The organism is Pseudomonas sp. S3_B08 (assembly GCF_054667725.1).
The window spans coordinates 3,573,765-3,594,748 of record NZ_CP162750.1 but is presented as its reverse complement, the minus strand read 5'-3'; the positions used below and the strand labels follow the sequence as shown (position 1 = coordinate 3,594,748).

General features: G+C 61.1%; 17 protein-coding genes. 9 read left to right on the top strand and 8 right to left on the bottom strand.

Features of this window, described 5'->3' with window-relative positions; all coding sequences use genetic code 11:
- Positions 1-20: 20 nt before the first annotated feature.
- The 4 genes from ptsP to tadA all read left to right on the top strand — a co-directional run bounded on the left by ptsP (position 21) and on the right by tadA (position 4,836).
- Positions 21-2,549 carry a phosphoenolpyruvate--protein phosphotransferase gene (gene ptsP, locus AB4N73_RS16170; RefSeq protein WP_460142307.1) on the top strand — a complete coding sequence of 843 codons (2,529 nt, stop codon included), beginning with the start codon at positions 21-23 and terminating at the stop codon, positions 2,547-2,549.
- 2 nt (positions 2,550-2,551) lie between these two features.
- A complete protein-coding gene (locus tag AB4N73_RS16165) occupies positions 2,552-2,842 on the top strand; it encodes a PTS transporter subunit EIIB (RefSeq protein WP_252886754.1) in 291 nt (96 codons plus the stop codon).
- Positions 2,843-2,959: 117 nt separating this feature from the next.
- On the top strand, positions 2,960-4,336 hold the full coding sequence (locus AB4N73_RS16160; protein ID WP_041479914.1) for a multicopper oxidase family protein: 1,377 nt from the start codon (positions 2,960-2,962) through the stop codon (positions 4,334-4,336).
- Positions 4,336-4,836, top strand: coding sequence for a tRNA adenosine(34) deaminase TadA (tadA, locus tag AB4N73_RS16155; protein WP_460142306.1), 501 nt, complete (start codon positions 4,336-4,338; stop codon positions 4,834-4,836). Before AB4N73_RS16160 ends, tadA begins: the two co-directional genes overlap by 1 nt.
- A gap of 166 nt (positions 4,837-5,002) precedes the next feature.
- Here the strand turns inward: tadA and cmoB are convergent, their stop codons facing one another.
- The 4 genes from cmoB to lon form a co-directional block, all read right to left on the bottom strand.
- Positions 5,003-5,959, bottom strand: coding sequence for a tRNA 5-methoxyuridine(34)/uridine 5-oxyacetic acid(34) synthase CmoB (gene cmoB / locus AB4N73_RS16150; protein WP_095181720.1), 957 nt, complete (start codon positions 5,957-5,959; stop codon positions 5,003-5,005).
- Complete coding sequence (gene cmoA / locus AB4N73_RS16145; protein ID WP_460142305.1) at positions 5,956-6,699, bottom strand: carboxy-S-adenosyl-L-methionine synthase CmoA; 744 nt, start codon at positions 6,697-6,699, stop codon at positions 5,956-5,958. Before cmoA ends, cmoB begins: the two co-directional genes overlap by 4 nt.
- 208 nt (positions 6,700-6,907) lie before the next feature.
- The gene (locus tag AB4N73_RS16140) at positions 6,908-7,300 is read right to left on the bottom strand and encodes a protease inhibitor I42 family protein (protein WP_056790115.1); all 393 of its coding nucleotides are present in this window, start codon (positions 7,298-7,300) and stop codon (positions 6,908-6,910) included.
- Positions 7,301-7,516: 216 nt separating this feature from the next.
- Complete coding sequence (gene lon, locus AB4N73_RS16135) at positions 7,517-9,931, bottom strand: endopeptidase La (RefSeq protein ID WP_122602379.1); 2,415 nt, start codon at positions 9,929-9,931, stop codon at positions 7,517-7,519.
- Positions 9,932-10,327: 396 nt separating this feature from the next.
- Between lon and AB4N73_RS16130 the strand changes: the two genes are divergently transcribed.
- Positions 10,328-10,516, top strand: coding sequence for a hypothetical protein (locus AB4N73_RS16130; protein ID WP_041479908.1), 189 nt, complete (start codon positions 10,328-10,330; stop codon positions 10,514-10,516).
- A 206-nt stretch (positions 10,517-10,722) separates the two neighbouring features.
- Here the strand turns inward: AB4N73_RS16130 and AB4N73_RS16125 are convergent, their stop codons facing one another.
- On the bottom strand, positions 10,723-13,134 hold the full coding sequence (locus AB4N73_RS16125) for a glucose/quinate/shikimate family membrane-bound PQQ-dependent dehydrogenase (RefSeq protein ID WP_095181723.1): 2,412 nt from the start codon (positions 13,132-13,134) through the stop codon (positions 10,723-10,725).
- A 217-nt stretch (positions 13,135-13,351) separates the two neighbouring features.
- Positions 13,352-14,713 (bottom strand): carbohydrate porin, encoded by a 1,362-nt coding sequence (locus AB4N73_RS16120; protein ID WP_217851414.1) that lies wholly within the window; start codon positions 14,711-14,713, stop codon positions 13,352-13,354.
- Between the two features lie 298 nt (positions 14,714-15,011).
- Here AB4N73_RS16120 and AB4N73_RS16115 point away from each other — a divergent pair, with 298 nt between their 5' ends.
- Together AB4N73_RS16115 and AB4N73_RS16110 are read left to right on the top strand one after the other, a co-directional pair.
- A complete protein-coding gene (locus AB4N73_RS16115; protein WP_016773359.1) occupies positions 15,012-15,242 on the top strand; it encodes a VF530 family protein in 231 nt (76 codons plus the stop codon).
- 1 nt (position 15,243) lies between these two features.
- Complete coding sequence (locus tag AB4N73_RS16110) at positions 15,244-15,882, top strand: Pr6Pr family membrane protein (RefSeq protein WP_095181724.1); 639 nt, start codon at positions 15,244-15,246, stop codon at positions 15,880-15,882.
- 121 nt (positions 15,883-16,003) lie between these two features.
- On the opposite strand, the gene AB4N73_RS16105 is transcribed toward AB4N73_RS16110, so the two are convergent.
- Both AB4N73_RS16105 and AB4N73_RS16100 read right to left on the bottom strand, forming a co-directional pair.
- A complete protein-coding gene (locus AB4N73_RS16105; RefSeq protein ID WP_056790103.1) occupies positions 16,004-16,789 on the bottom strand; it encodes a siderophore-interacting protein in 786 nt (261 codons plus the stop codon).
- The gene (locus AB4N73_RS16100) at positions 16,786-17,361 is read right to left on the bottom strand and encodes a PadR family transcriptional regulator (protein WP_016773362.1); all 576 of its coding nucleotides are present in this window, start codon (positions 17,359-17,361) and stop codon (positions 16,786-16,788) included. Before AB4N73_RS16100 ends, AB4N73_RS16105 begins: the two co-directional genes overlap by 4 nt.
- A gap of 495 nt (positions 17,362-17,856) precedes the next feature.
- On the opposite strand from AB4N73_RS16100, the gene AB4N73_RS16095 reads away from it, so the two are divergent.
- Together AB4N73_RS16095 and AB4N73_RS16090 are read left to right on the top strand one after the other, a co-directional pair.
- Complete coding sequence (locus AB4N73_RS16095) at positions 17,857-18,345, top strand: CS1 type fimbrial major subunit (protein ID WP_041479903.1); 489 nt, start codon at positions 17,857-17,859, stop codon at positions 18,343-18,345.
- A gap of 113 nt (positions 18,346-18,458) precedes the next feature.
- Complete coding sequence (locus AB4N73_RS16090; protein ID WP_056790099.1) at positions 18,459-20,981, top strand: TcfC E-set like domain-containing protein; 2,523 nt, start codon at positions 18,459-18,461, stop codon at positions 20,979-20,981.
- Positions 20,982-20,984: the final 3 nt, after the last annotated feature.

Here is a 20,984-nt window from a genome sequence, read left to right as displayed (position 1 = left end):
ATACAAGCTCAGGTGATGTCATGGCCACACCCCAACAATTGCAGCTGCTGGCTCCTTTATCCGGCGTGCTGATGGCGCTGGACCAGGTGCCCGACCCGGTGTTTGCCGGGCGGATCATCGGCGACGGTTTGTGCATCGATCCGACTTCGTCAACGTTCTGCGCACCGTTGGCCGGTGTGGTCAGCGATGTGCAAGCCAGCGGGCACGCGCTCACCATCACCAGTGATGCGGGTGTTCAAGTGTTGATGCACATCGGCCTGGACACGGTGAATCTTGCCGGCGAAGGATTCACCCGCCGCGTTGAAGCGGGGCAGCGGGTCGAAGCAGGGCAGGCGCTGATCGACTTCGACGCTGACTACATTGCCCTGCACGCGCGCAGTTTGTTGACCTTGATGCTGGTGGTCAGCGGCGAGCCGTTCGATTCACTCGTTGGCTCAACCGGGTTGGTCGAGGTGGGCCAGCCAGTGCTGGACGTCGTGGTCGGCGCAGCCGTCGGCGAACATCCAGCGCCGGTGCCGGGCGACGCGGTGTTCTCGCAGCCGATCCATCTGCCCAATCCCAATGGCCTGCACGCGCGGCCGGCGGCAGTATTTGCCCAAGCGGCCAAAGCATTTTCAGCGACCATCCATCTGCACAAGCTGCACGCGCAAGCCAACGGCAAATCCCTGGTGGCGATCATGGCGTTGCAGACGGCCCATGGCGACAGCGTGCAGGTCAGCGCCGAAGGTGGAGATGCCGAGGCAGCGGTCGCGGCGCTGACACGCTTGCTGGGCGAAGGCTGCGGTGAAGCGGTCACAGCGCCCGCGCCGGTCGAAGCCGATGCAGCGGAAATGCCGAACATCCTGCGCGGTGTCTGCGCCTCGCCCGGTTCGGCGTTGGGGCAAGTCATGCAGATTGTCGAAGCGTCGCTCATGGTCAACGAGTTCGGCGCCGAGCCGCCAGTTGAACTGGAGGCGTTGAGCCAAGCCCTGATCGAAGCCGACATGGCCCTGCAACATCTGCGCGACACCGCCAGCGGCCTAGCGCAGGCGGAGATCTTCAAGGCGCATCAGGAACTGCTGGCCGACCCGAGCCTGCTGGATCAGGCCCGGGCGCTGATCGACGCGGGCAACAGCGCGGCGTTTGCCTGGAAGACCAGCACCGACGCAACGGCGGCGATGTTTCGCTCGCTGGGCAATGCCTTGCTGGCCGAGCGCGCGGCGGATCTGGATGATGTCGGCCAGCGCGTGCTGAAGCTGATCCTCGGTGTTCACGAGCAAGCGCTGGAGTTGCCGGACGACACCATTCTGATCGCCGATCAGCTGACCCCGTCCCAGACCGCCGGGCTCGATACGCGCAAGGTGCTCGGGTTTGCCACCGTCGGCGGTGGCGCCACCAGCCATGTCGCGATCCTCGCGCGAGCCTGCGGTTTACCGGCGATCTGCGGCATGCCGGCGCAAATGCTCGGGCTCGGCAACGGCACGCGGGTGCTGCTCGATGCCGACAAAGGCGAATTGCAGTTGCACCCGGACGCCGAGTCCATTGACCAATTGCGCACGCGGCATGAGCGCCAGCGGCAGCGTCATCAGCAGGAGCTGGCGCAGGCCAGCGAGGCGGCCTGCACCCGTGACGGTCAGCACATCGAAGTCACCGCCAACGTTGCCTCGCAGGGCGAAACCGCCCAGGCCATGGAGCTGGGCGCGAGTGGCGTGGGGCTGCTGCGTTCGGAATTTCTCTACCTGGGCCGTCAACAGGCGCCGAGCCATGACGAACAGGTGGCCACTTACAGCGCCATCGCCCGCACCATCGGGCCGGCACACAATCTGGTGGTGCGCACCCTCGATGTCGGTGGTGACAAGCCGCTGGCTTATGTGCCGATGGACAGCGAAACCAATCCTTTCCTCGGTTTGCGTGGTATTCGTCTGTGCCTTGAGCGACCGCAACTGTTGCGCGAGCAGTTCCGTGCAATCCTCGCCTGCTGTGAACTGACGCGTCTGCACATCATGTTGCCGATGGTCACGAATTTGGCCGAACTGCGTCTGGCGCGGCAGATTCTCGAGCAAGAAGCGCGGGTGCTGGGCCTGGCGCACCTGCCAAAGCTGGGAATCATGATCGAAGTGCCTGCCGCTGCGCTGATGGCCGATGTGCTGGCGCCGCACGTGGATTTTTTCTCCATCGGTACCAACGACCTCACCCAATACACCCTGGCCATGGATCGTGACCATCCGCGTCTGGCCAGTCAGGCGGACAGCTTTCATCCCTCGGTACTGCGCCTGATTGCCATGACGGTGAAGGCTGCGCATGCCCACGGCAAATGGGTCGGCGTCTGCGGCGCCATGGCGTCTGAACGCCTTGCGGTGCCGTTGCTGCTGGGGCTGGGTGTGGATGAGCTGTCGGTGAGCGTGCCGTTGATTCCGGCGATCAAGTCGGCGGTCCGCGAAGTGGATCTGGCCGACTGTCGAATCATCGCCGAACAGGTTTCGAACCTGGAAAGCGCCGCCGACGTGCGCGCAGCCTTGCAGCAGTTTCATGGGGCGAAAGTCGATGCCTCGCCGGTTATGGAGAATTGAACATGTTCGACAAATTGCAGCAGGCATTCTGGAAAGCACTGACGCCGGATCTGGTCCCGGATGAGGTGAAAGCCATCGCTGAACCGGTTGCCGGCCTGAGCGCCGAGATCGTAGCGGCGCTGGGTGGTGTGGATAACCTCAAGTCGCAGCAACCGGTGGCGCTGACTCGGGTGCGCGTGGCGCTGCACGACGCGGCACGGGTCGACCGTCAGGCGTTGAGTATGGCCGGTGTGTCGGGCGTCATGTGCCTTGAGGGCGGCGTGCTGCACCTGATTACCGGGCTGCGCGCATAAGGCCGACAAGACGTGCGGCCGCAGGTCGCCCTTACTGTTTCTCAACTGCGGGTGTATCGTATTCGCCTTTTGCGGATCCCTCGGGGTCTGTCGCTGATACGTGAGGTAGTTGAGTTCATGTCCTTTACCCGTCGCCAAATCCTCGGTGGCCTGGCCGGTCTTGTTGTCGTTGGCGTGGGCGCGGGAGGCGCGTCGCGTTACTGGTTGGGCAAGATGGCCGACGCCGAGGCCGGCCACGACTATGAACTGATCGCCGCGCCGCTGGATGTCGAACTGGTGCCGGGCCACAAGACCGAGGCCTGGGCGTTCGGCCCGTCGGCGCCGGGCACCGAGTTGCGCGTGCGCCAGGGTGAATGGTTGCGGGTGCGCTTCATCAATCACCTGCCGGTGGCGACTACCATTCACTGGCACGGCATCCGTCTGCCGCTGGAAATGGACGGCGTGCCCTACGTATCGCAGTTGCCGGTGCTGCCGGGCGAATACTTCGACTATAAATTCCGCGTGCCGGACGCCGGCAGCTATTGGTATCACCCGCATGTCAGCAGCAGCGAAGAACTCGGACGTGGTCTGGTCGGGCCGCTGATCATCGAGGAACGCGAGCCGACCGGTTTCAAGTACGAGAAAACCCTGAGCCTGAAGAACTGGCATGTCGACGAGCAAGGCCAGTTCGTCGAGTTCAGCATCCCCCGCGAAGCGGCCCGTGGCGGTACCGCCGGGCGCTTGTCGACGATCAATGGTGTGCCGCTGCCGGTGATTGATCTGCCGGCCGGGCAGGTCACTCGGGTGCGTCTGCTTAATCTCGACAACACCCTGACCTATCGCATCAACATCCCCGGTGTCGAAGCGAAGATCTACGCGCTGGATGGCAACCCGGTCGAGCCGCGCCCGTTGGGCAAGGAATACTGGCTCGGCCCCGGCATGCGCATTTGCCTGGCGATCAAGGCGCCGGCGGCCGGTGAAGAGTTGTCGCTGCGCAACGGCCCGGTGCGTCTGGGTACGCTGCGTTCAGTCGCCAACACCGATGCGCCGACGGACTGGCCGAAGGCCCTGCCGGCCAACCCGGTGGCCGAGCCGGACCTGGCCAATGCCGAGAAACTCAACTTCAATTTCGAATGGGTCGGCTCGGTCTCGGTGAACACCGAAAACGGCAAGCCGCCGAGCCTGTGGCAGATCAACGGCAAGGCCTGGGACATCACCGACAAGACCTGTGCTGACCGACCGATTGCCAGCCTGAAACTGGGCCAGAGCTATATTTTCGAATTGAAGAACATGACCCAGTACCAGCACCCGATCCACCTGCACGGCATGAGCTTCAAGGTGATCGCGTCGAACCGGCACAAAGTCGTGCCGTATTTCACCGACACCTATCTGCTGGGCAAGAACGAGCGTGCGCAAGTGGCGCTGGTGGCGGATAACCCGGGGGTGTGGATGTTCCACTGCCATGTCATCGACCACATGGAAACCGGCCTGATGGCCGCGATCGAGGTGAAGTGATGCGCCAGATCCGCCCGGCGGCGATCATCGACCGCAGCCGCGACCGCGACTTCATGCGCGAAGCCCTGACCCTCGCCGCACAGGGCGCCGCCCTCGGTGAGGTGCCGGTGGGCGCGGTGCTGGTGCACGATGGCGTGATCATCGGTCGCGGCTTCAATTGCCCGATCAGCACCAGCGACCCGAGTGCCCACGCCGAAATGGTCGCGATCCGCGCCGCTGCGCAGGCAGTGGATAACTATCGCCTGCCGGGCAGTACGCTGTATGTGACGCTGGAGCCTTGCAGCATGTGCGCCGGGCTGATCGTGCATTCGCGGGTGGCGCGGGTGGTGTACGGCGCGCTGGAACCCAAGGCCGGGATTGTGCAGAGTCAGGGGCAGTTTTTTACCCAGGGATTTTTGAATCACCGGGTGTTGTATGAGGGCGGGGTGTTGGCTGAAGAATGTGGTGCGGTGCTGACCGAGTTTTTCCGCGCCAGACGCACTAAAAACCCCTCACCCTAACCCTCTCCCAGAGGGAGAGGGGACCGACCGAGTTGAATGGACCAAGTCCGCCGACCTGAAATACCGAGTCGGACTCAAGTTTTGAAAAGCTCAACAATCAGCTCCCTCTCCCTGGGGAGAGGGCTGGGGTGAGGGGGAGGCCCACCGCGGTCATGGGAAAATACGCTTACTTCCTGGCGACGATAACTGCCCGCATCGGCGCCGGCAGCCCTTCAATGGTTTTGCTGTGGTCCTCGGGATCCAGAAAATCGCTCAGCGACTGATACTTCATCCACTCGGTCCCGCGCTGTTCCTCAACCGTGGTCGTGCTGACATCCACGCAACGAATATCGCTGAAACCCGCCCGCCGCAGCCACAATTCCAGCGCCGGAACCGACGGCAAAAACCACACGTTGCGCATCTGCGCGTAGCGATCTTCCGGCACCAGCACCTGATGCTTGTCGCCTTCGACCACGAGGGTTTCCAGCACCAGTTCGCCGCCCTTGACCAGGCAATCCTTCAGCGCCAGCAAATGCTCGATCGGCGAGCGACGGTGGTAGAACACGCCCATGGAAAACACCGTGTCGAAGCCTTCCAGATTCGGCGGCAGGTCTTCGAACGGGAACGGCAGGTGCCAGGCATTCGGCTCGGACAAGTAACGCTGCACAGCCTGGAACTGGCAGAAGAACAGCCAGTTCGGGTCGACCCCGATCACGCTGTCGGCGCCGGCGCCGAGCATGCGCCACATGTAGTAGCCGTTGCCGCAACCGACATCGAGGATGCGTTTGCCCTTCAGGTCGAGGTGCGGGGAGACCCGCGACCACTTCCAGTCCGAGCGCCATTCGGTGTCCACATGCACACCGAACAGATCGAACGGCCCTTTGCGCCACGGCGACAGGCCCATCAGCGCGGTGCGCATCTGCGCGCGGGTGTCGTCGTCGCAATCGGTGTCGAGTTTCAGGCCGTTGAGCAGGTCGACTTCGCTTGGCTGGATCTTCGGCAAGGCGTCCAGCGCACTTTGCCAGCGCTCCAGATCGCCGTGGCCTTTGTCCATTTTCTTGTCGAGTTGCGCTTGCAGGGTGTTGGCCCATTCGGCCAGCGGAGTACCGGCCAGACGCCGGGCGAGGGGGGACAGATCAATCATGGCAAGGCAATCAACGAGGCAAAGTTAAGACACTGGAACCACGGCACGACTTTCGAGAACCCGGCGGCCAGCAGGCGTTCGCGGTGTTCTTCGAGGCTGTCGGGCTTCATGACGTTTTCGATGGCGCTGCGCTTCTGGGCGATTTCCAGTTCGCTGTAGCCGTTGGCGCGTTTGAACGCTACGTGCAGTTCGGTGAGCAGGGCGTGTTCTTCGGCATCGTTGAAGCGCAGCTTTTCCGAGAGAATCAGCGCGCCGCCGGGCAACAGTGACTGATGGATGCGCGAGAGCAATTCAGTGCGCTGATCCGGGGCGATGAATTGCAGGGTGAAGTTCAGCGCGACTACGGAGGCGGGCTCAAATTGCAGCGCGAGGATATCGCCCTCAATTACCTCGACCGGCAGCAGTTCCTGAAACATCGAATCCTGACCATTGAGATACTCGCGGCAACGCTCGACCATCGCCGCCGAGTTATCCACAGCAATAACCCGGCAACCGTCGGTGCGCACATGGCGGCGCAGGGCTTGAGTCACTGCGCCGAGCGACGAGCCGAGGTCGTAGAGCACGCTGTTCGGCTGGGCGAACTGCGCCGCGAGCACGCCGAGGTTTTCGACGATGGTCGGGTAACCCGGCACCGAGCGCTTGATCATGTCCGGGAACACCCGCACCACGTCTTCATTGAAGGCGAAGTCAGGCACCTGGGCCAAAGGCTGGGCGAATAGGCGATCGGGTTCTTTGCTCACGGCGGCGTCCGGCGGTGTCGGTGGAAAAGGCCGGCATTTTAGCCAAACTGGCGCGGGGATGCTTGGGTTGTCTGATAAAGCACCGAACCGGGTGTAATTTTCGCCGTCCGGGATATGGCTTTCGCGAGCAGGCTCGCTCCCACAGGGGGATCGCGGTGTCCTGTGGGAGCGAGCCTGCTCGCGAAGAAGCCAGCGCCGTTTCCCGCAGTCAGTTCACCGAAATGGCGCAGTCGAAGGTCTCAACAGGCAGCACTTCCGGTGCCCACGGTTGTTGCGAGGTCAGGCGCAAACGCCCGGTGCCTGCTGCGAAGGCCTGGAAGCGCCAGGTCGAAACCCCCGCTGCGCCAACCACGCCGGCATCTTCCGGATTGCTGTAAACCTCGGGGCTGAGGGCGCGCAACACGCCGCCAGCTGAATCCTGAATCGCCCAGCGGTAGCCGGTGGTCGGGTTGCTTGGCAGGCTGATGATCAGGTTTTGCCCGACGTTGAGCCGCACGGGACATTCGCTTTGTTTTTCCACGGTCACGTTGTGTTTCGGTTGCGTGGCGCAGGCCGCCAGCAAGGAAAGGGCGAGGGGGAGAAACAGGCGAATGGGGGACATGAGGTCAGCAGCTCCGGCGGTTACGACGAACGGCGAGCATAACTGAAGATGGGACAAAGTGTGACGTTCGGGGAACTGGCATCGCCAGAGTTGCCGCCTTCGCGAGCAGGCTCGCTCCCACAGTGATAAGCGGTGTCGACAGTTTTTGTGTTCACTGCATCACCCTGTGGGAGCGAGCCTGCTCGCGAAAACGGTACCGCAGGCACTACATGATTGTCAGAAGAGCACCTTCGCCACGTCCGCAAACCGCTTGGCAAAGTGCACGGTAATCCCTTCCTTCAGATAATCCGGCAATTCCTCAAAGTTACCCCGGTTCGGCTCCGGCAGAATCAATTCGAAAATCTTCTGCCGGCGCGCTGCGATGACCTTTTCGCGCACGCCGCCGATCGGCAATACATGCCCGGTCAGGGTCAGTTCGCCAGTCATCGCCACGCCTTTTTTCGGCGGCTGATTACGTGCAAGCGAGAGCAGGGCGCTGGCCATGGTCACGCCAGCGCTCGGGCCGTCCTTCGGTGTTGCGCCTTCCGGTACGTGCAGGTGGACGAAGGCTTCGTCGAAGAACTTCGCGTCACCACCAAATTGCTTGAGGTGCGAACTGACGTAGCTGTAGGCGATCTCCGCCGACTCTTTCATCACATCGCCCAGTTGCCCGGTGAGCTTGAAGCCCCGGTTAAGCGTATGAATCCGCGTGGCTTCGATCGGCAATGTCGCGCCGCCCATGCTGGTCCAGGCCAGACCGGTAATCACGCCGGTGCCAGACAGCACTTGTTCGTTGCGGAACACCGGATGGCCCAGCGAGGCTTCGAGGTCTTTCGGCCCGAGTTTGATCACCGCTTTCGGATCGTCGATCAGCTTCATCACCGCTTTGCGCACCAGTTTGCCCATCTGCTTTTCCAACTGTCGCACGCCGGCTTCGCGGGCATAGCCATCGATCAGTGCTTTGAGCGCGCTGTCGCTGATGCTCAGGCTGCCTTTCGATACTCCGGCCTTTTCCAGCAGTTTCGGCCACAGGTGACGCTTGGCGATGGCGACTTTTTCTTCGGTGATGTAGCCGGACAGGCGAATCACTTCCATCCGGTCCAGCAGTGGGCCGGGAATTGAATCCAGGGTATTGGCGGTGCAGACGAACAGCACCTTCGACAGATCCATACGCAGGTCGAGGTAGTGGTCGAGGAATTCAACGTTCTGCTCAGGATCGAGAGTTTCCAGCAGCGCCGAGGCCGGGTCGCCCTGGTAGCTCTGGCCCATCTTGTCGATTTCGTCGAGCATGATCACCGGGTTCATCACTTCGACGTCTTTCAACGCCTGCACCAGTTTGCCCGGTTGGGCGCCGATGTAGGTGCGGCGGTGGCCCTTGATTTCGGCTTCATCGCGCATGCCGCCGACGCTGAAGCGGTAGAACGGCCGGCCGAGGGATTCGGCGATGGATTTGCCGACGCTGGTTTTACCCACGCCCGGTGGGCCGACCAGCAACACGATCGAGCCGCTGATCTCGCCTTTGTACGCACCGACGGCGAGGAATTCGAGGATGCGATCCTTGATGTCGTCCAGACCCGCATGGTGCTTGTCGAGGATTTTGCGTGCGTGCTTGAGGTCGAGTTTGTCCTCGCCGTACACGCCCCACGGCACCGATGTTGCCCAGTCCAGATAATTGCGCGTGACGGCGTATTCCGGCGAGCCGGTTTCGAGGATCGACAGTTTGTGGGTTTCTTCCTCGAGGCGTTTCTGCACTTGCGCCGGCAGGGTTTTGCCTTCGAGGCGCTGCTGGAACTGTTCGAGGTCGGCGCTGCGGTCGTCCTTGGTCAGGCCGAGTTCCTGCTGGATGACCTTGAGCTGTTCCTTGAGGAAAAACTCACGCTGATGCTCGCCGATCTTGCGGTTGACTTCGGCGGAAATCTCTTTCTGCAGGCGCGCGACTTCGACTTCCTTGCGCAGCATCGGCAGGACTTTTTCCATGCGCTTGAGCATCGGCACGCAGTCGAGCACTTCTTGCAGTTCGGGGCCGGTGGCGGAGGTCAGGGCGGCGGCGAAGTCGGTCAGCGGCGACGGGTCGTTGGGGCTGAAGCGGTTGAGGTAGTTCTTCAGCTCTTCGCTGTACAGCGGGTTGAGCGGCAACAATTCCTTGATCGCATTGATCAGCGCCATGCCATAGGCCTTGACCTCGTCGGTCGGCTCGGTGGGCTGGTGCGGGTATTCGACTTCGACCAGGTACGGCGGGCGATGGTGCTTGAGCCAGGTCTTGATGCGCACGCGGCTCAGGCCCTGGGCGACGAATTGCAGTTTGCCGTTTTCGCGGCTGGCGTGGTGCACCTTGACCAGCGTGCCGTATTCGGGGAGGGCGCCGGTGTCGAAGTGGCGCGGGTCTTCCTGGGGCGTGTCCATGAAGAACAGGGCCAGGGAGTGGTGTTCGGATTTGCTGACCAGTTCGAGGGTTTCGGCCCACGGTTCTTCGTTGACGATGACCGGCAGGACCTGGGCCGGGAAGAACGGACGGTTGTGGATCGGAATGATGTAGACCTTGTCCGGCAGGTTTTGCCCGGGCAGCGCCAGGCCGGTGCCGGAAGAGGTGTGTTCGATGTGGTCGGTTTCGTAATCGTCGTGGTTGTCCGGGCGATCTTGCTGGTCGGTCATGGGGCACCTGCGCAATGGGGTATGGGGTCTTAGATGGGGCAGGGGTGGGGTGGTTTCAATGGGGCGGGTGTGTTTCTGCGTGTGTGTTCAGGTTTGCAAAGTTTTTGACCTTGTTAACCTTGGCGGCCGTTGGGCCGGTGGCAAGATCCTTCAGGTCGGCACGGATGCCTAGTGGAATCTAACAATGTCTGTGCATAACTAGCGAAAAACGCGAGTGTTGGTTAGCTTTAACTATTAAATGGAGTTTTGATGGATTCCGTTCGGCTTATTTCGAACTGGCCTTGAGTCCCTGTAATTTCTGACAGTAGACAACTGACTCAATCGGCCGAAGATTGCGGTTCAATCTCGAACGACAGAGAGGTGTTCGAGAATTTACCAACGTCAAGGAATCGAACCATGAGTCATACCGATACGAAATACAGGGATTTCATCATTCGCGAATATTCTTCCGACACGCCGGGTTTGCGTTTCCAGGTGATCTACAGCGAAACGGATAAGAGTTTGTTGCTGGAAACCCGCAAGCATGCCGAGCAACTGATCATCGATCGATTGCAACGGATGGCAAATGGAGGAAAAGCCTTTTGATTCTGTCGGGTCACGCTGACGACAAGCGTTCGAAGGTTGCGATCTTTTGATTTTTTCTTGAAAGCACCGAATTGCCCAAGGCGAAGTGGACAGACTTCATTGATGCCATACACCTTGGTGCGAATGGAGCATGTTGGGCACGCCTCCATGCAAAAAGGCGCCACCCCTCACAGGGTGGCGCCTTCTTTTTTTACCGCCGCTACCGCTTATTCCGGCAGTTTGTACGCAATGATGTAGTCACCCATCTTGGTGCCCAGCGAGCCGTGACCGCCAACAACGAGCAGCACGTATTGCTTGCCGTCCTTGCCGGTGTAGGTCATCGGAGTCGCTTGGCCGCCTGCTGGCAGGCGCGATTTCCACAGTTCTTTACCGGTATTCACGTCATAGGCGCGCAGGTACTGGTCGAGGGTGCCGCTGAGGAAGCCGACGCCGCCGGCAGTGACCATCGAACCGCCCATGCTCGGTACGCCGAGGGTGAAGCCGATCGGGATTGGCGAGCTGTCGCGGCTGGTGCCGTTCTTGCGTTTCCACACGACTTTGCCGGTGGTCAGGTCGATACCGGCGACGTAGCCCCAGGCCGGGGCCTGGCACGGTACGCCCAGTGGCGACATGAACGGGTGCATGATCACCGCGTATGGCGCGCCAGTGTTTGGCTGCACGCCCGAGGTTTCGCTCTCGCGCTTGCTGCCGGCTTCGACTTGCTCGCGTGGGACCATTTTCGAGACGAAGGCCATGTAGTTCGGGCTGGTGAACAGCAGTTGGCGAACCGGGTCGACCGAGACGCCGCCCCAGTTGAACACGCCGACGTTACCCGGATAGATCAGGCTGCCCTGTTCCGATGGCGGGGTGTACTGGCCTTCGTAACGCAGTTCCTTGAACTGGATGCGGCACAGCATCTGATCGAACGGGCTCGCGCCCCACATGGCTTTTTCGGTCAGTTCCGGGGCCAGCAGGTTGAGGTCCGAACGGGCCTGGGTCGGTGCGGTGTGGTCGCCTTTCACGGCGCCCTGCGGAACCGGGATTTCCTTGATCGGAATGATCGGCGTGCCGTCACGACGGTCGAGGACGTACAGGCTGCCCTGTTTGGTCGGAGCGATCAGCGCAGGTTTCACGCCGTCGGCGGTTTTCATGTCGAGCAGGGTTGGCTGGCTGCCCACGTCCATGTCCCACAGGTCGTGGTGGGTGAACTGGTAGTTCCAGCGCACTTTACCGGTGGCCAGGTCCAGCGCGACGAGGCCGGCGCTGAATTTCTCGGCGCCGGGGGTGCGATTGCCGCCCCATTGGTCAGGGGTCTGGTTGCCCAGTGGCAGGTAGACCATGCCGAGTTTTTCATCGACGCTGGCCAGCGACCACATGTTCGCCGAGTTGCGGCTGTAGGTTTCGCCCGGGGCCAATGGCTCGGTGGCGTCCGGCTTGTCGCTGTCCCAGTTCCACACCAGGTGACCGTCGCGCACGTCGAAGGCGCGGATCACGCCCGATGGCTCGTTGGTCGATTCGTTGTCGGTAACGTGACCGCCCATGATCACCAGATCACGGGTAATCGCTGCTGGCGAGGTGGAGTAGTAGCCGCCGGCGGTGAACGGGCCGATGCCTTGGGTCAGGTCGACCACGCCGTTGGTGCCGAAGCCTTCGCAGATCTTGCCGGTGTCGGCGTTCAGTGCGATCAGGCGGGCATCGGCGGTTGGTAGGTACAGGCGACGCGGGCAGGCTTGAGCGACGGCTTGGCCGGCTTCGGAGATGACAGCCGAGCCAGCGTTTTCAGACTTGGCATAGGCGGCTTCGTCGTAGTACGACACGCCACGGCAGGTCATGTGGGCGAAGCCCTTGAAGCCGACCGGGCTCTTGATCTGTGGATCGAAGCGCCAGATTTCCTTGCCGGTGTCCGGGTCCAGTGCCAGCACTTTGCTGTGCGCGGTGCAGGCGTAGACCATGCCGTTGGCTTTGAGCGGGGTGTTTTCGTTGGTCAGCTCGACCGGGTCATCCGCAGTTGGCAGGTCGCCGGTCTGGATGCGCCAGGCTTCTTGCAGCTTGCCGACATTTTCCGGGGTGATCTGCTTGAGCGGCGAGTAGCGGTCACCGAACTCGGTGCGACCGTACGCTTGCCAGTCGCCATCCGGCATGGCCGGTGCGGTGCTGGTCATGTCGGCGGTGTCGCGGCCCAGTTCACCGAAGGTTTCGCCCGGGTGGGTGAAGAGGCTGGCCAGAGCGGTAACGCCGGCCAGGATCACCGCCACGGTCAGACCGCCAGTGCCGATTTTCGCCGGGCCGTTGAGCAGCAGCGGACGACGGAACCATGGCAGCAGCATCACGAAGCCGAGGACAAACCACAGCGCCAGACGCGGCACCAGTTGCCACCAGTCCAGACCGACTTCCCACAATGCCCACACGGTGCTGGCAAACAGCACGATGGCGTACAGGCCCAGTGCCGCGCGGCGGCGCATCAGCAGCAGAATGCCGCTCAGCGCGATGCCGATACCGGCCAGCAGATAGTAAAGCGAGCCGCCGAGCATGCTCAGCTTGACTCCCCCGGCCAGCATGGCCAGGCCCATCAGTAGAAGCAGGATGCCGAGCAGGCCCGGTAGCAGACGGCCCCGACTCGAAGCACTTTCGGTGCTCATAGTGTGATTCTCCGTGACGTTTATGTAGTCCCGCGCTGTAGTCACTTTAGATGACGATTTGGCGCAGGCATGGTTCAGATAAAAACTTGTTCGGCTAACGAAATGCATTCCTGTGGGAGCGAGCCTGCTCGCGAAAGCGGTGTATCAGGCAACACTGCAGCGACTGACAGGCCGCATTCGCGAGCAGGCTCGCTCCCACAGGGGCTAACTGTGATCTTTAGAACGACGACTGGATCTTGATCCCGCCGATCAGGGCGTCGTCGACGTCGTTCACGCCACCGGGGTGGCGGATGTATTGCAGGTTGGGGCGCACGGTCAGCCAGTTGGTCACGTGCACGCCGTAATACAGCTCGGCGCTGTATTCGGTGTCCTGCGGTGGCAGGAACGCCGGATTGTCGTAGTCGTAGACGGCGTTGGCGCGGTTAGTCATTTCGGCGTTCTTGCGATAGGCCGGGTTGACGTGCACACGAGCGAGGGCAAAACCGATGTCGTCCTTGGCGCGGGCATCGAACGGGCCTTTGTAGGTCAGGCCGGCCTGCACGTAGTTGTCGATGGCATTGGTTTTCTTGTCATGCATCGTCGCGTTGGCGAACAGACTCAAACCACGGGAGTGGTCGCTGGCGATACTGGTGACCTGCTGCTGAATGCCCAGCCATACGCCGTGCTTGCTCGAGGCACTGCGATAGGCTTCGCCGCTCAGCGCTGCCGGTTGGTCATTGCGGTCTTTATAGACGTCAGAGGCCTTGGCATTGCTGTAGTAATAACCGGCGCGGTATTCGCCCGGCAGACCGTTGAGCTTCGGCGTCCACACCAGTTCGACCGGCAGGATCGCGCCTTGCGTGCCGCTGCCGCTGAGTTTGAAGCCGTTGCCGCGATCGAGGTTCGACGGGTTCTGCTCGTAGGCGCCGACCTGCGCATACAGCTCGGGCGTCAGGTGATATTTGACCCGCAGCGCCCATTGGCTGACCGGCCAGTTGTACCAGATGCCGCCGACCCAGTTGCCGACCTGCGAGCCGCAGAAGGCCAGGTTCTGGAAGTCGCAAGGGAAGCTGTTGAAGTCTTCGCCTTCGCCGAAACGGCCGACCTTGATATCGAGCTTCTGATCGAAGAATTTCTGCTGATACCACATCTGCGTCAGGCGAGTGGTCTGGCCACGACCCCAGACTTCCTGGGCGGAAGTGAAGCCGCCAACGCGTGGATCGTTGATGCGGTCGTTGCTGATGTTGTTGCCACTGCGCTTGGTGATGGTCAGCTGAAATTCAGCGTCGTTCCAACCGAGGATCTTCTGCAGATCCAGATGGGTGCCGAGGCCGAACTGGTCGCTGTACCGTGCAGTGCGGTCGTGGTCATAGCCGCCGTGCAGGTTGCTGCCCATTTCGCCGGTGTAATCGAGTTTGAAGTCGTAGCCTTTTTCCGCAAGTTCCGTGCGCGTGCCGTTCCAGTCACCGAGCATGTACGGTGATTCACTGTCGAAGGCCGGCGCCGCGTGGGCGCAAGTGGCAAGGCCGAGGGCGGTGCAGCCGCCAAGGGTGCGCAGGGCAGAGATAGCGCTGTCTCGGGAGAAGGAAAAGTCAGGCATGAAGAAGTCTTTTTTTGATGTTTTCAGGTGCAGGCCGAGCGCTTCAGATTGTCGCAGGCAGTGAAGCGTTTCAGCGGAAGGGCGGCAGGATAATGATCTGTAACAAATTGAGAAAGCGCTTTTGCAGACATGCAGCGTTTCGGATTCGGTAACAGTGCGGCAAACGGGCGCATTGTGAGTCGGGCCACAGCCTGCGATCTTCCCGGGTTGGCCTACATTTGCAGGAAGGCCTTCCACCTGCTCTGCCCCTCGGCTAAGGTGCGCGGCTTCTGCATATCACTTCGCCCAAAGGCCCGGCATGAACGAACAATCCCCCGATCCGCTGCACGGCGTGACCCTTGAACAGATCCTCAATGCACTGGTGACTCACTACGAGTGGTCGGGGCTGGCCGAGCGTATCGACATCCGTTGCTTCAAGAGCGATCCGAGCATCAAGTCGAGCCTGACCTTCCTGCGTAAAACCCCGTGGGCGCGGGAGAAGGTCGAACGCCTGTACGTGAAACTGATGCGCACCAAGCGACCGCTCTGAGATGGACAGCGCGAGGCGGCGACGCCTGATCACCGGCCTGGCCGTGTTGGGCTGGGCCGGATTGACGATTCAGCTGTACCTGATCTTCTTCGCACGATTGAGCATCGGCGCCAGCCTGCTGGGCGGGCTGGTGAGTTTCTTCAGCTACTTCACCATATTGACCAACACACTGGTGGCGACGGTGTTGACCTGCGCGGTCACCGAGCGCGAATCCGCCGCACGGCGCTGGTTTCTGCAACCGTGGGTCAGCAGTGGAATCGCGGTGAGTATCGCCGTCGTCGGTCTGGCCTACAGCATTCTGTTACGGCATTTGTGGCACCCCGAAGGCTGGCAGTTTGTTGCCGATGAGTTGCTCCACGACGTCATGCCATTGCTGTTTCTCGGCTATTGGTGGCGCTGCGTCCCCAAAGGCACGTTGCGCCTGTGGCATCTGCCGCTGTGGCTGATCTATCCGCTGGTGTACTTCATCTATGCCTTGCTGCGCGGGCATCTGCTCGGCGCTTATGCGTACCCGTTCATTGATGTGGCGGTGTTGGGTTATCCACAGGTGCTGGCGAATGCCGGGGGGATATTGGTGGGGTTTGTGTTGGTGGGGGTGCTGATTATCGGCCTCGACCGCAAATTGTCCGCACGAAGTTGAGATCCAGTGTGGGAGCGAGCCTGCTCGCGAATGCGGTGCGTCAGCCAGCAAATCTTTCGACTGTGCCGATGCCTTCGCGAGCAGGCTCGCTCCCACAAGGGTGATATGGGTCAGGAAGAGATCACTCTTCCTCAGAGCCCTCGGCGCGCCAGTAGCCGACCGCCTTGATGAACTGTTCATCGAGCCCATGCTCATCGATCAGTACCCGGCGGATCTGCCGTGAGACCTTGGTTTCGGTCGCCACCCATGCGTACAGATTGCCCTTGGGCACCTGCAATTGCTTGACGGTAGCCAGCAGGTTGTCCTTGCCGCCTTCGCGCAGGACCCAGATCACATTGAACGGCGCTGCGCTTTCCAGCACTTGCTGCTCAGCGCCGTTTTCCACTTCGATCACCACCAGCGCCTTGCGATTCGCCGCGAGGTGTTCGAGGCGGCGGGCGATGGCGGGGAGGGCGGTTTCGTCGCCGATCAGCAGATAGCTGTCGAAGATGTCCGGCACGATCATCGACCCGCGTGGCCCGCCGATGTGCAGGAACTGCCCCGGTTGTGCCTGCTCGGCCCAGGTCGAGGCAGGGCCGTCGCCGTGCAGGACGAAATCGATGTCCAGCTCCATTTTTTCCAGGTCGTAACGACGCGGCGTGTAGTCGCGCATCTCGGGCATCGGCCCGTTGTCCTTGCCGGCGCCCAGTTGCATCGTCTCCAGCGCCGCCGCTTGTTCGGCGTTCTGCGGGAACAGCAGTTTGACGTGATCGTCCGTGCCCAGGCTGATGAACCCGGCCAGTTCCGGCCCGCCGAGGGTGATGCGGCGCATGCGTGGGGTCAGGTCGGTGACGCGCAGCACTTCAAGCTTGCGCCGTTTGATTTCGTGCATCACGCGGTGAATGGTTTGAGTATCGACTGCAGTCATTCGGCTTTCTCCGTGGCAGGTTGAACGGCAGGGCCGTCGACGATGGCTTTGGCGGTGTCGTTGAGCAGGTCGCGCACGCGCAGGATTTCCTCGGCGCTCCAGCGCCCGTGGTGCAGCTGCAAGGCATGGCGCAGGTTGTGCACCGCTTCGTGGATTTCCGGCGGACGATCATGGCCGCGCAGCGAGCGCTTGCTGACGTCAATGCGCATGCGTACGCCGTCGAGCGCCACCGCTTGTTCACTTAAAGACAAACGACCGGCGTCGGTGACGCTGTAACGCTTTTTGCCGGCCTCGGCATCACCGGCAATCAAATCGCTCTCTTCCAGAAAAGTAAGGGTCGGGTAGATCACCCCGGGGCTCGGGCTGTAAGCGCCATCGAACATGCCTTCGATCTGGCGGATCAGGTCGTAGCCGTGGCAGGGCTGCTCGGCGATCAGCGCCAGCAACAGCAATTTCAAGTCGCCGGGGGCAAAAACTCGCGGGCCGCGACCGCCGCGTTCGCGACCGGGGCGTTTCTCGAAGCCGTCGCGGCCATCGCCGTGCTCGCGATGGGGGGAATGATGGTCTCTCATTTCGCTTCTCTCTCGTCGTATTTAGATACAACTTAAGATATATCTTAAGCGTTACGCAAGACGTTTTTGGCCTTGTCCTGAGCTTGACGGACGAGCGGTCAAAGCGAAAAAGAGCCGGAAAAAGTTTTTTGATCAATAAATCAAAGCGGTGACCGTAAAGTTAAAGTTATCGCTCTAGTTGTACTTGAGTATATGTTCTAATTCCTCGCAAGTTGCCGCGTTAAAGCGGCTAAGTTGCTGTATGGTTTTTTGCCTGTAACTGTGTGTAGGGCGCAACTTACAGCGAATGTTGCAAGTATCTGTTTTTTGTTCTTTTTTCTGGCGGGGTGTGAGGTTGTTTAACTACGAGTTTGTCGGAAGTTGCCTGCTTACATTCCAGAGGCAACAGCCGATGATGCCCGCCATTGAAAGTTCAAGTTGCTCTGGCGGTCGATGAGCAAATGGTTTGTGAACTTTCAATGACACCCCCTATATAAAGCAAACAGGTACTGAACGATGTTCAAGAAAATCGCAATCGCTGCTCCACTGGCTCTTCTGGCAATGTCCTCCACTGCCTTCGCTGCGGGCGAAGCGTCGCACTCCATCAGCCTGATCGCTCATGTGCCAACCAACGGTTTCTATGTGGTGCCGACTGATCCGGATCTGGTCAACAAAGACCAGGACATGAGCTATCAGCCGACCACCGGCAAGATGGCCGACGTCAACGGTTTCTTCGATGTGCGCAATAACAACGGTTCGGTTCACGCCAGCCTGGAAAGCCTGCCGAAACTGGTTGCCGGCAATACCTCGATCGACCTGCAGGTCATGCTCAACAACAAGGAACTGACCCTGACCCCGCAAATGGTCGTCGGTGAATCCGAGTCGGATGTGAACTACCGCGCCCCGCTGAAAATCTCCGCCAAAGGCAGCAACTTCCAGCCGGGTGACTACACCGGTTCCGTGGCGATGATCTTCGACGCCGTGCCACCGGTTGGCGGCAACTGATCGACTGATCAGGTCCAAAACGCTCGCTTTTCAGCAGTGGCGTCAACCGACGGGGCAGGCAGTGATGTTTGCCCCGACGGACTTTCATTGTCAGTCAATCAGAGTACGAGTTCATGTTCCCGATGACACCCATCGCGGCTGCGCTTGCGCTGTTGTTTTGTGCCAGCGCAGCCGTCGCATCCAACACCGCCGGTACGACGCCACGCAGTTTGCTGGCGCAGGCCAAAGGCTTGCCAGCGGATTTCGAGGAGCATTTCTTTGATGTGCCTCTGGCGGTGCGGGTCGAAGTCGACCAACAACCGTTGGGTGAGGCCATGGTGGTGTTGTCCCGCGATGATCGCATCACCCTTCTCGAATTCACCGACACCAGCGAAAACCGCTTCGGCCCCGCTGAAAGGGAAAAATGGGCAAGCTACCTCAAACCCGGCGTGCCATTAGGTGCGTGCAGCGGTTCCTGCCCCGACCAGTTTCTCGCGGTGCACTACAACCTGGAAAGTTCGCTGGTATCGATCGTCACCGAAAACGCCGAACGCGACCTTCAAGCCAAGCGTTATTACGAGCAACCGAGCGGCGGTAGCAGCGGCCTGATGGTGCGCAACCAGCTCAACCTGAACGGTGGCCAGGATCAGGACCTCGGCGGACGCTTCGGCCTGGAAGCCAGTTCAAGCCTGGGCAACTGGAGCCAGACGCTGAATCTGCAATTGGCCCGGCTTGGTGGCCCCGACGACAAGCTCTACCACGCCGTGCACGAGCTGCACACCCAGCGCGAACTGCAAGGCAGTTTCTTGCGCCTGGGTTATTTCACCCCCAATTCCGAAGGGCTGACGCGCCAGCCGCGCACGTTTGGCACCAGCCCCGATACGGCGGTCGGCCTCATGTACGGCAGCTCCGACAGCCTCGCGATCAACAGCCCGATGCCCAGCGTTTACCCGATCTACGTGACAGCCAACCGGCAGGGTTCGGTGGAGATCTGGCGCGACGGTCTGTTGATCAATACCCAATCGGTGCCGGCCGGTTTGCAGACCCTCGACACCCGGCCGCTGCCCGGCGGTATTTATGAAGTGGAAGTGCGTCTGATCGAAGACGGCCAGATCACCTCCACCACCCAGGAGTTGGTGTACAAGCCCAGCAACTGGCGCAACCTTGACGAACGCTGGCGCTACAACGTGTTTGCCGGTGAAGAAAGCAAACTGCTGAGCAACTGGGACACGCAATCGAGCGGCAGTCCCACCGCCGGTGCGGCGGTCAATTACCTGCTGCACCCGCGGGTGATTGTCGGCGCGTCGGCGCGGCAGATCCGCGAAAAACTGCAATACGGTACTTCCATCGACTGGACCCTGGCCAACCACGTCAGCCTGTATGCCAATGTCTACAAGACCGAGGATTACGGCACCGGTCTGGACCTGCAAAGCCTCTACAACTATGGCGCGGGCAGTCTGGTGATCAGCCACAACCGCAGCTGGCTCGACACCACCAACACCTACGACACGCTGCCGGACGGCACGCGCGTTCGTCCACGTAACGTGTTTGTCGGCCAGACCAGCAATTCGTCACTGGCGCTCAACCATCGGCTGAGCAGCAAGAGTTCGGTCAATGCCCGGGTCTCGCATAGCGAAGGCAATGTCGAAGGCGTGGGCGTGGATCTGGGCTGGACCCAGCGCGCCGTATTGCTGGGCAGTGATGCCAGTTGGCGCCTGTCGGTCTTTGATCGGCCGGGCAGTTTCAGCAGTGGCGATGCGCGCAATCGCGGCGTCGATCTGAGCATCAACCTGGCGTTGGGCGCTCCCGGTCAGCAGCTCACCGGCAGCATCGGTTCACGCACGGCCCGCGACGGCAAACGCGATAACAATGCTTCGCTCGGCTGGCGCAAGGATTTCAAGGATCACGTGCTGCAAAGCGTCTCGGTCACGGCGCTTACCGACACCTACGGCCTGGGCATGTCGAGCCTGACCAATTTCCGCACCGACGCGGTAAACGGCGACGCCTTCGTCCAGCGCTCTTCCTACAACGGCAACTTCACCGGCGGGCTCAACCTCGACAGCACACTGGTGGTCGGCGGTGAAAAGATGCTCCTGACCAGCCAGAGCGACGTGCGCGGTGCCGGAATGATCGTCGACGTCGAGTCGGATATCGACGACATCGTCCTGCGGGCTGACGACTACAGCGGCGGCGGTGCCGCGCTGAAGCCGGGGCGCAATTTCATTCCGATCACCGCTTATCAGAACAGCTCGGTGAGCTTCGACTTCGAAGGCAACACCGTACCGGCCGCCACCATCGAACCGGCGCGAACCCGCTATCACCTGAACAAGGGCGGCATCGAGTATCGCAAGGTTCGCGTGATGAAAACCCTCACCGTGCTCGGTCGCCTGGTCGATGCAAGCGGGCGGCCGCTCAAGGGCCACCACGTGATCAACCACGCCAGTCGTGGCGTGACCGAAGTCGACGGTTTCTTCTCGATGGAAATGAACGCCGGTTCACCCACCCTGGAAGTGCGCCAGGGCAACCAGTTGCTGTGTCAGTTCCGCTTGAACGAGGCCGACCACCGCAGCGAAAACGACGTGTTGATGATCGGCGATCTGCGTTGCACCCCAGACACCCTCGCCGACGTCACTACCACCGAAATGAAGGCAGGCTGAGCA

Coding starts and splice junctions, on each gene's coding strand:
- AB4N73_RS16110 (WP_095181724.1), top strand. CDS start 15,244: ATGGACAGCGCGAGGCGGCGACGCCTGATCACCGGCCTGGCCGTGTTG.
- AB4N73_RS16160 (WP_041479914.1), top strand. CDS start 2,960: ATGTCCTTTACCCGTCGCCAAATCCTCGGTGGCCTGGCCGGTCTTGTT.
- AB4N73_RS16140 (WP_056790115.1), bottom strand. CDS start 7,300: ATGTCCCCCATTCGCCTGTTTCTCCCCCTCGCCCTTTCCTTGCTGGCG.
- lon (WP_122602379.1), bottom strand. CDS start 9,931: ATGACCGACCAGCAAGATCGCCCGGACAACCACGACGATTACGAAACC.
- ptsP (WP_460142307.1), top strand. CDS start 21: ATGGCCACACCCCAACAATTGCAGCTGCTGGCTCCTTTATCCGGCGTG.
- AB4N73_RS16100 (WP_016773362.1), bottom strand. CDS start 17,361: ATGAGAGACCATCATTCCCCCCATCGCGAGCACGGCGATGGCCGCGAC.
- AB4N73_RS16115 (WP_016773359.1), top strand. CDS start 15,012: ATGAACGAACAATCCCCCGATCCGCTGCACGGCGTGACCCTTGAACAG.
- AB4N73_RS16130 (WP_041479908.1), top strand. CDS start 10,328: ATGAGTCATACCGATACGAAATACAGGGATTTCATCATTCGCGAATAT.
- AB4N73_RS16125 (WP_095181723.1), bottom strand. CDS start 13,134: ATGAGCACCGAAAGTGCTTCGAGTCGGGGCCGTCTGCTACCGGGCCTG.
- tadA (WP_460142306.1), top strand. CDS start 4,336: ATGCGCCAGATCCGCCCGGCGGCGATCATCGACCGCAGCCGCGACCGC.
- AB4N73_RS16105 (WP_056790103.1), bottom strand. CDS start 16,789: ATGACTGCAGTCGATACTCAAACCATTCACCGCGTGATGCACGAAATC.
- AB4N73_RS16165 (WP_252886754.1), top strand. CDS start 2,552: ATGTTCGACAAATTGCAGCAGGCATTCTGGAAAGCACTGACGCCGGAT.
- AB4N73_RS16095 (WP_041479903.1), top strand. CDS start 17,857: ATGTTCAAGAAAATCGCAATCGCTGCTCCACTGGCTCTTCTGGCAATG.
- AB4N73_RS16120 (WP_217851414.1), bottom strand. CDS start 14,713: ATGCCTGACTTTTCCTTCTCCCGAGACAGCGCTATCTCTGCCCTGCGC.
- AB4N73_RS16090 (WP_056790099.1), top strand. CDS start 18,459: ATGTTCCCGATGACACCCATCGCGGCTGCGCTTGCGCTGTTGTTTTGT.
- cmoB (WP_095181720.1), bottom strand. CDS start 5,959: ATGATTGATCTGTCCCCCCTCGCCCGGCGTCTGGCCGGTACTCCGCTG.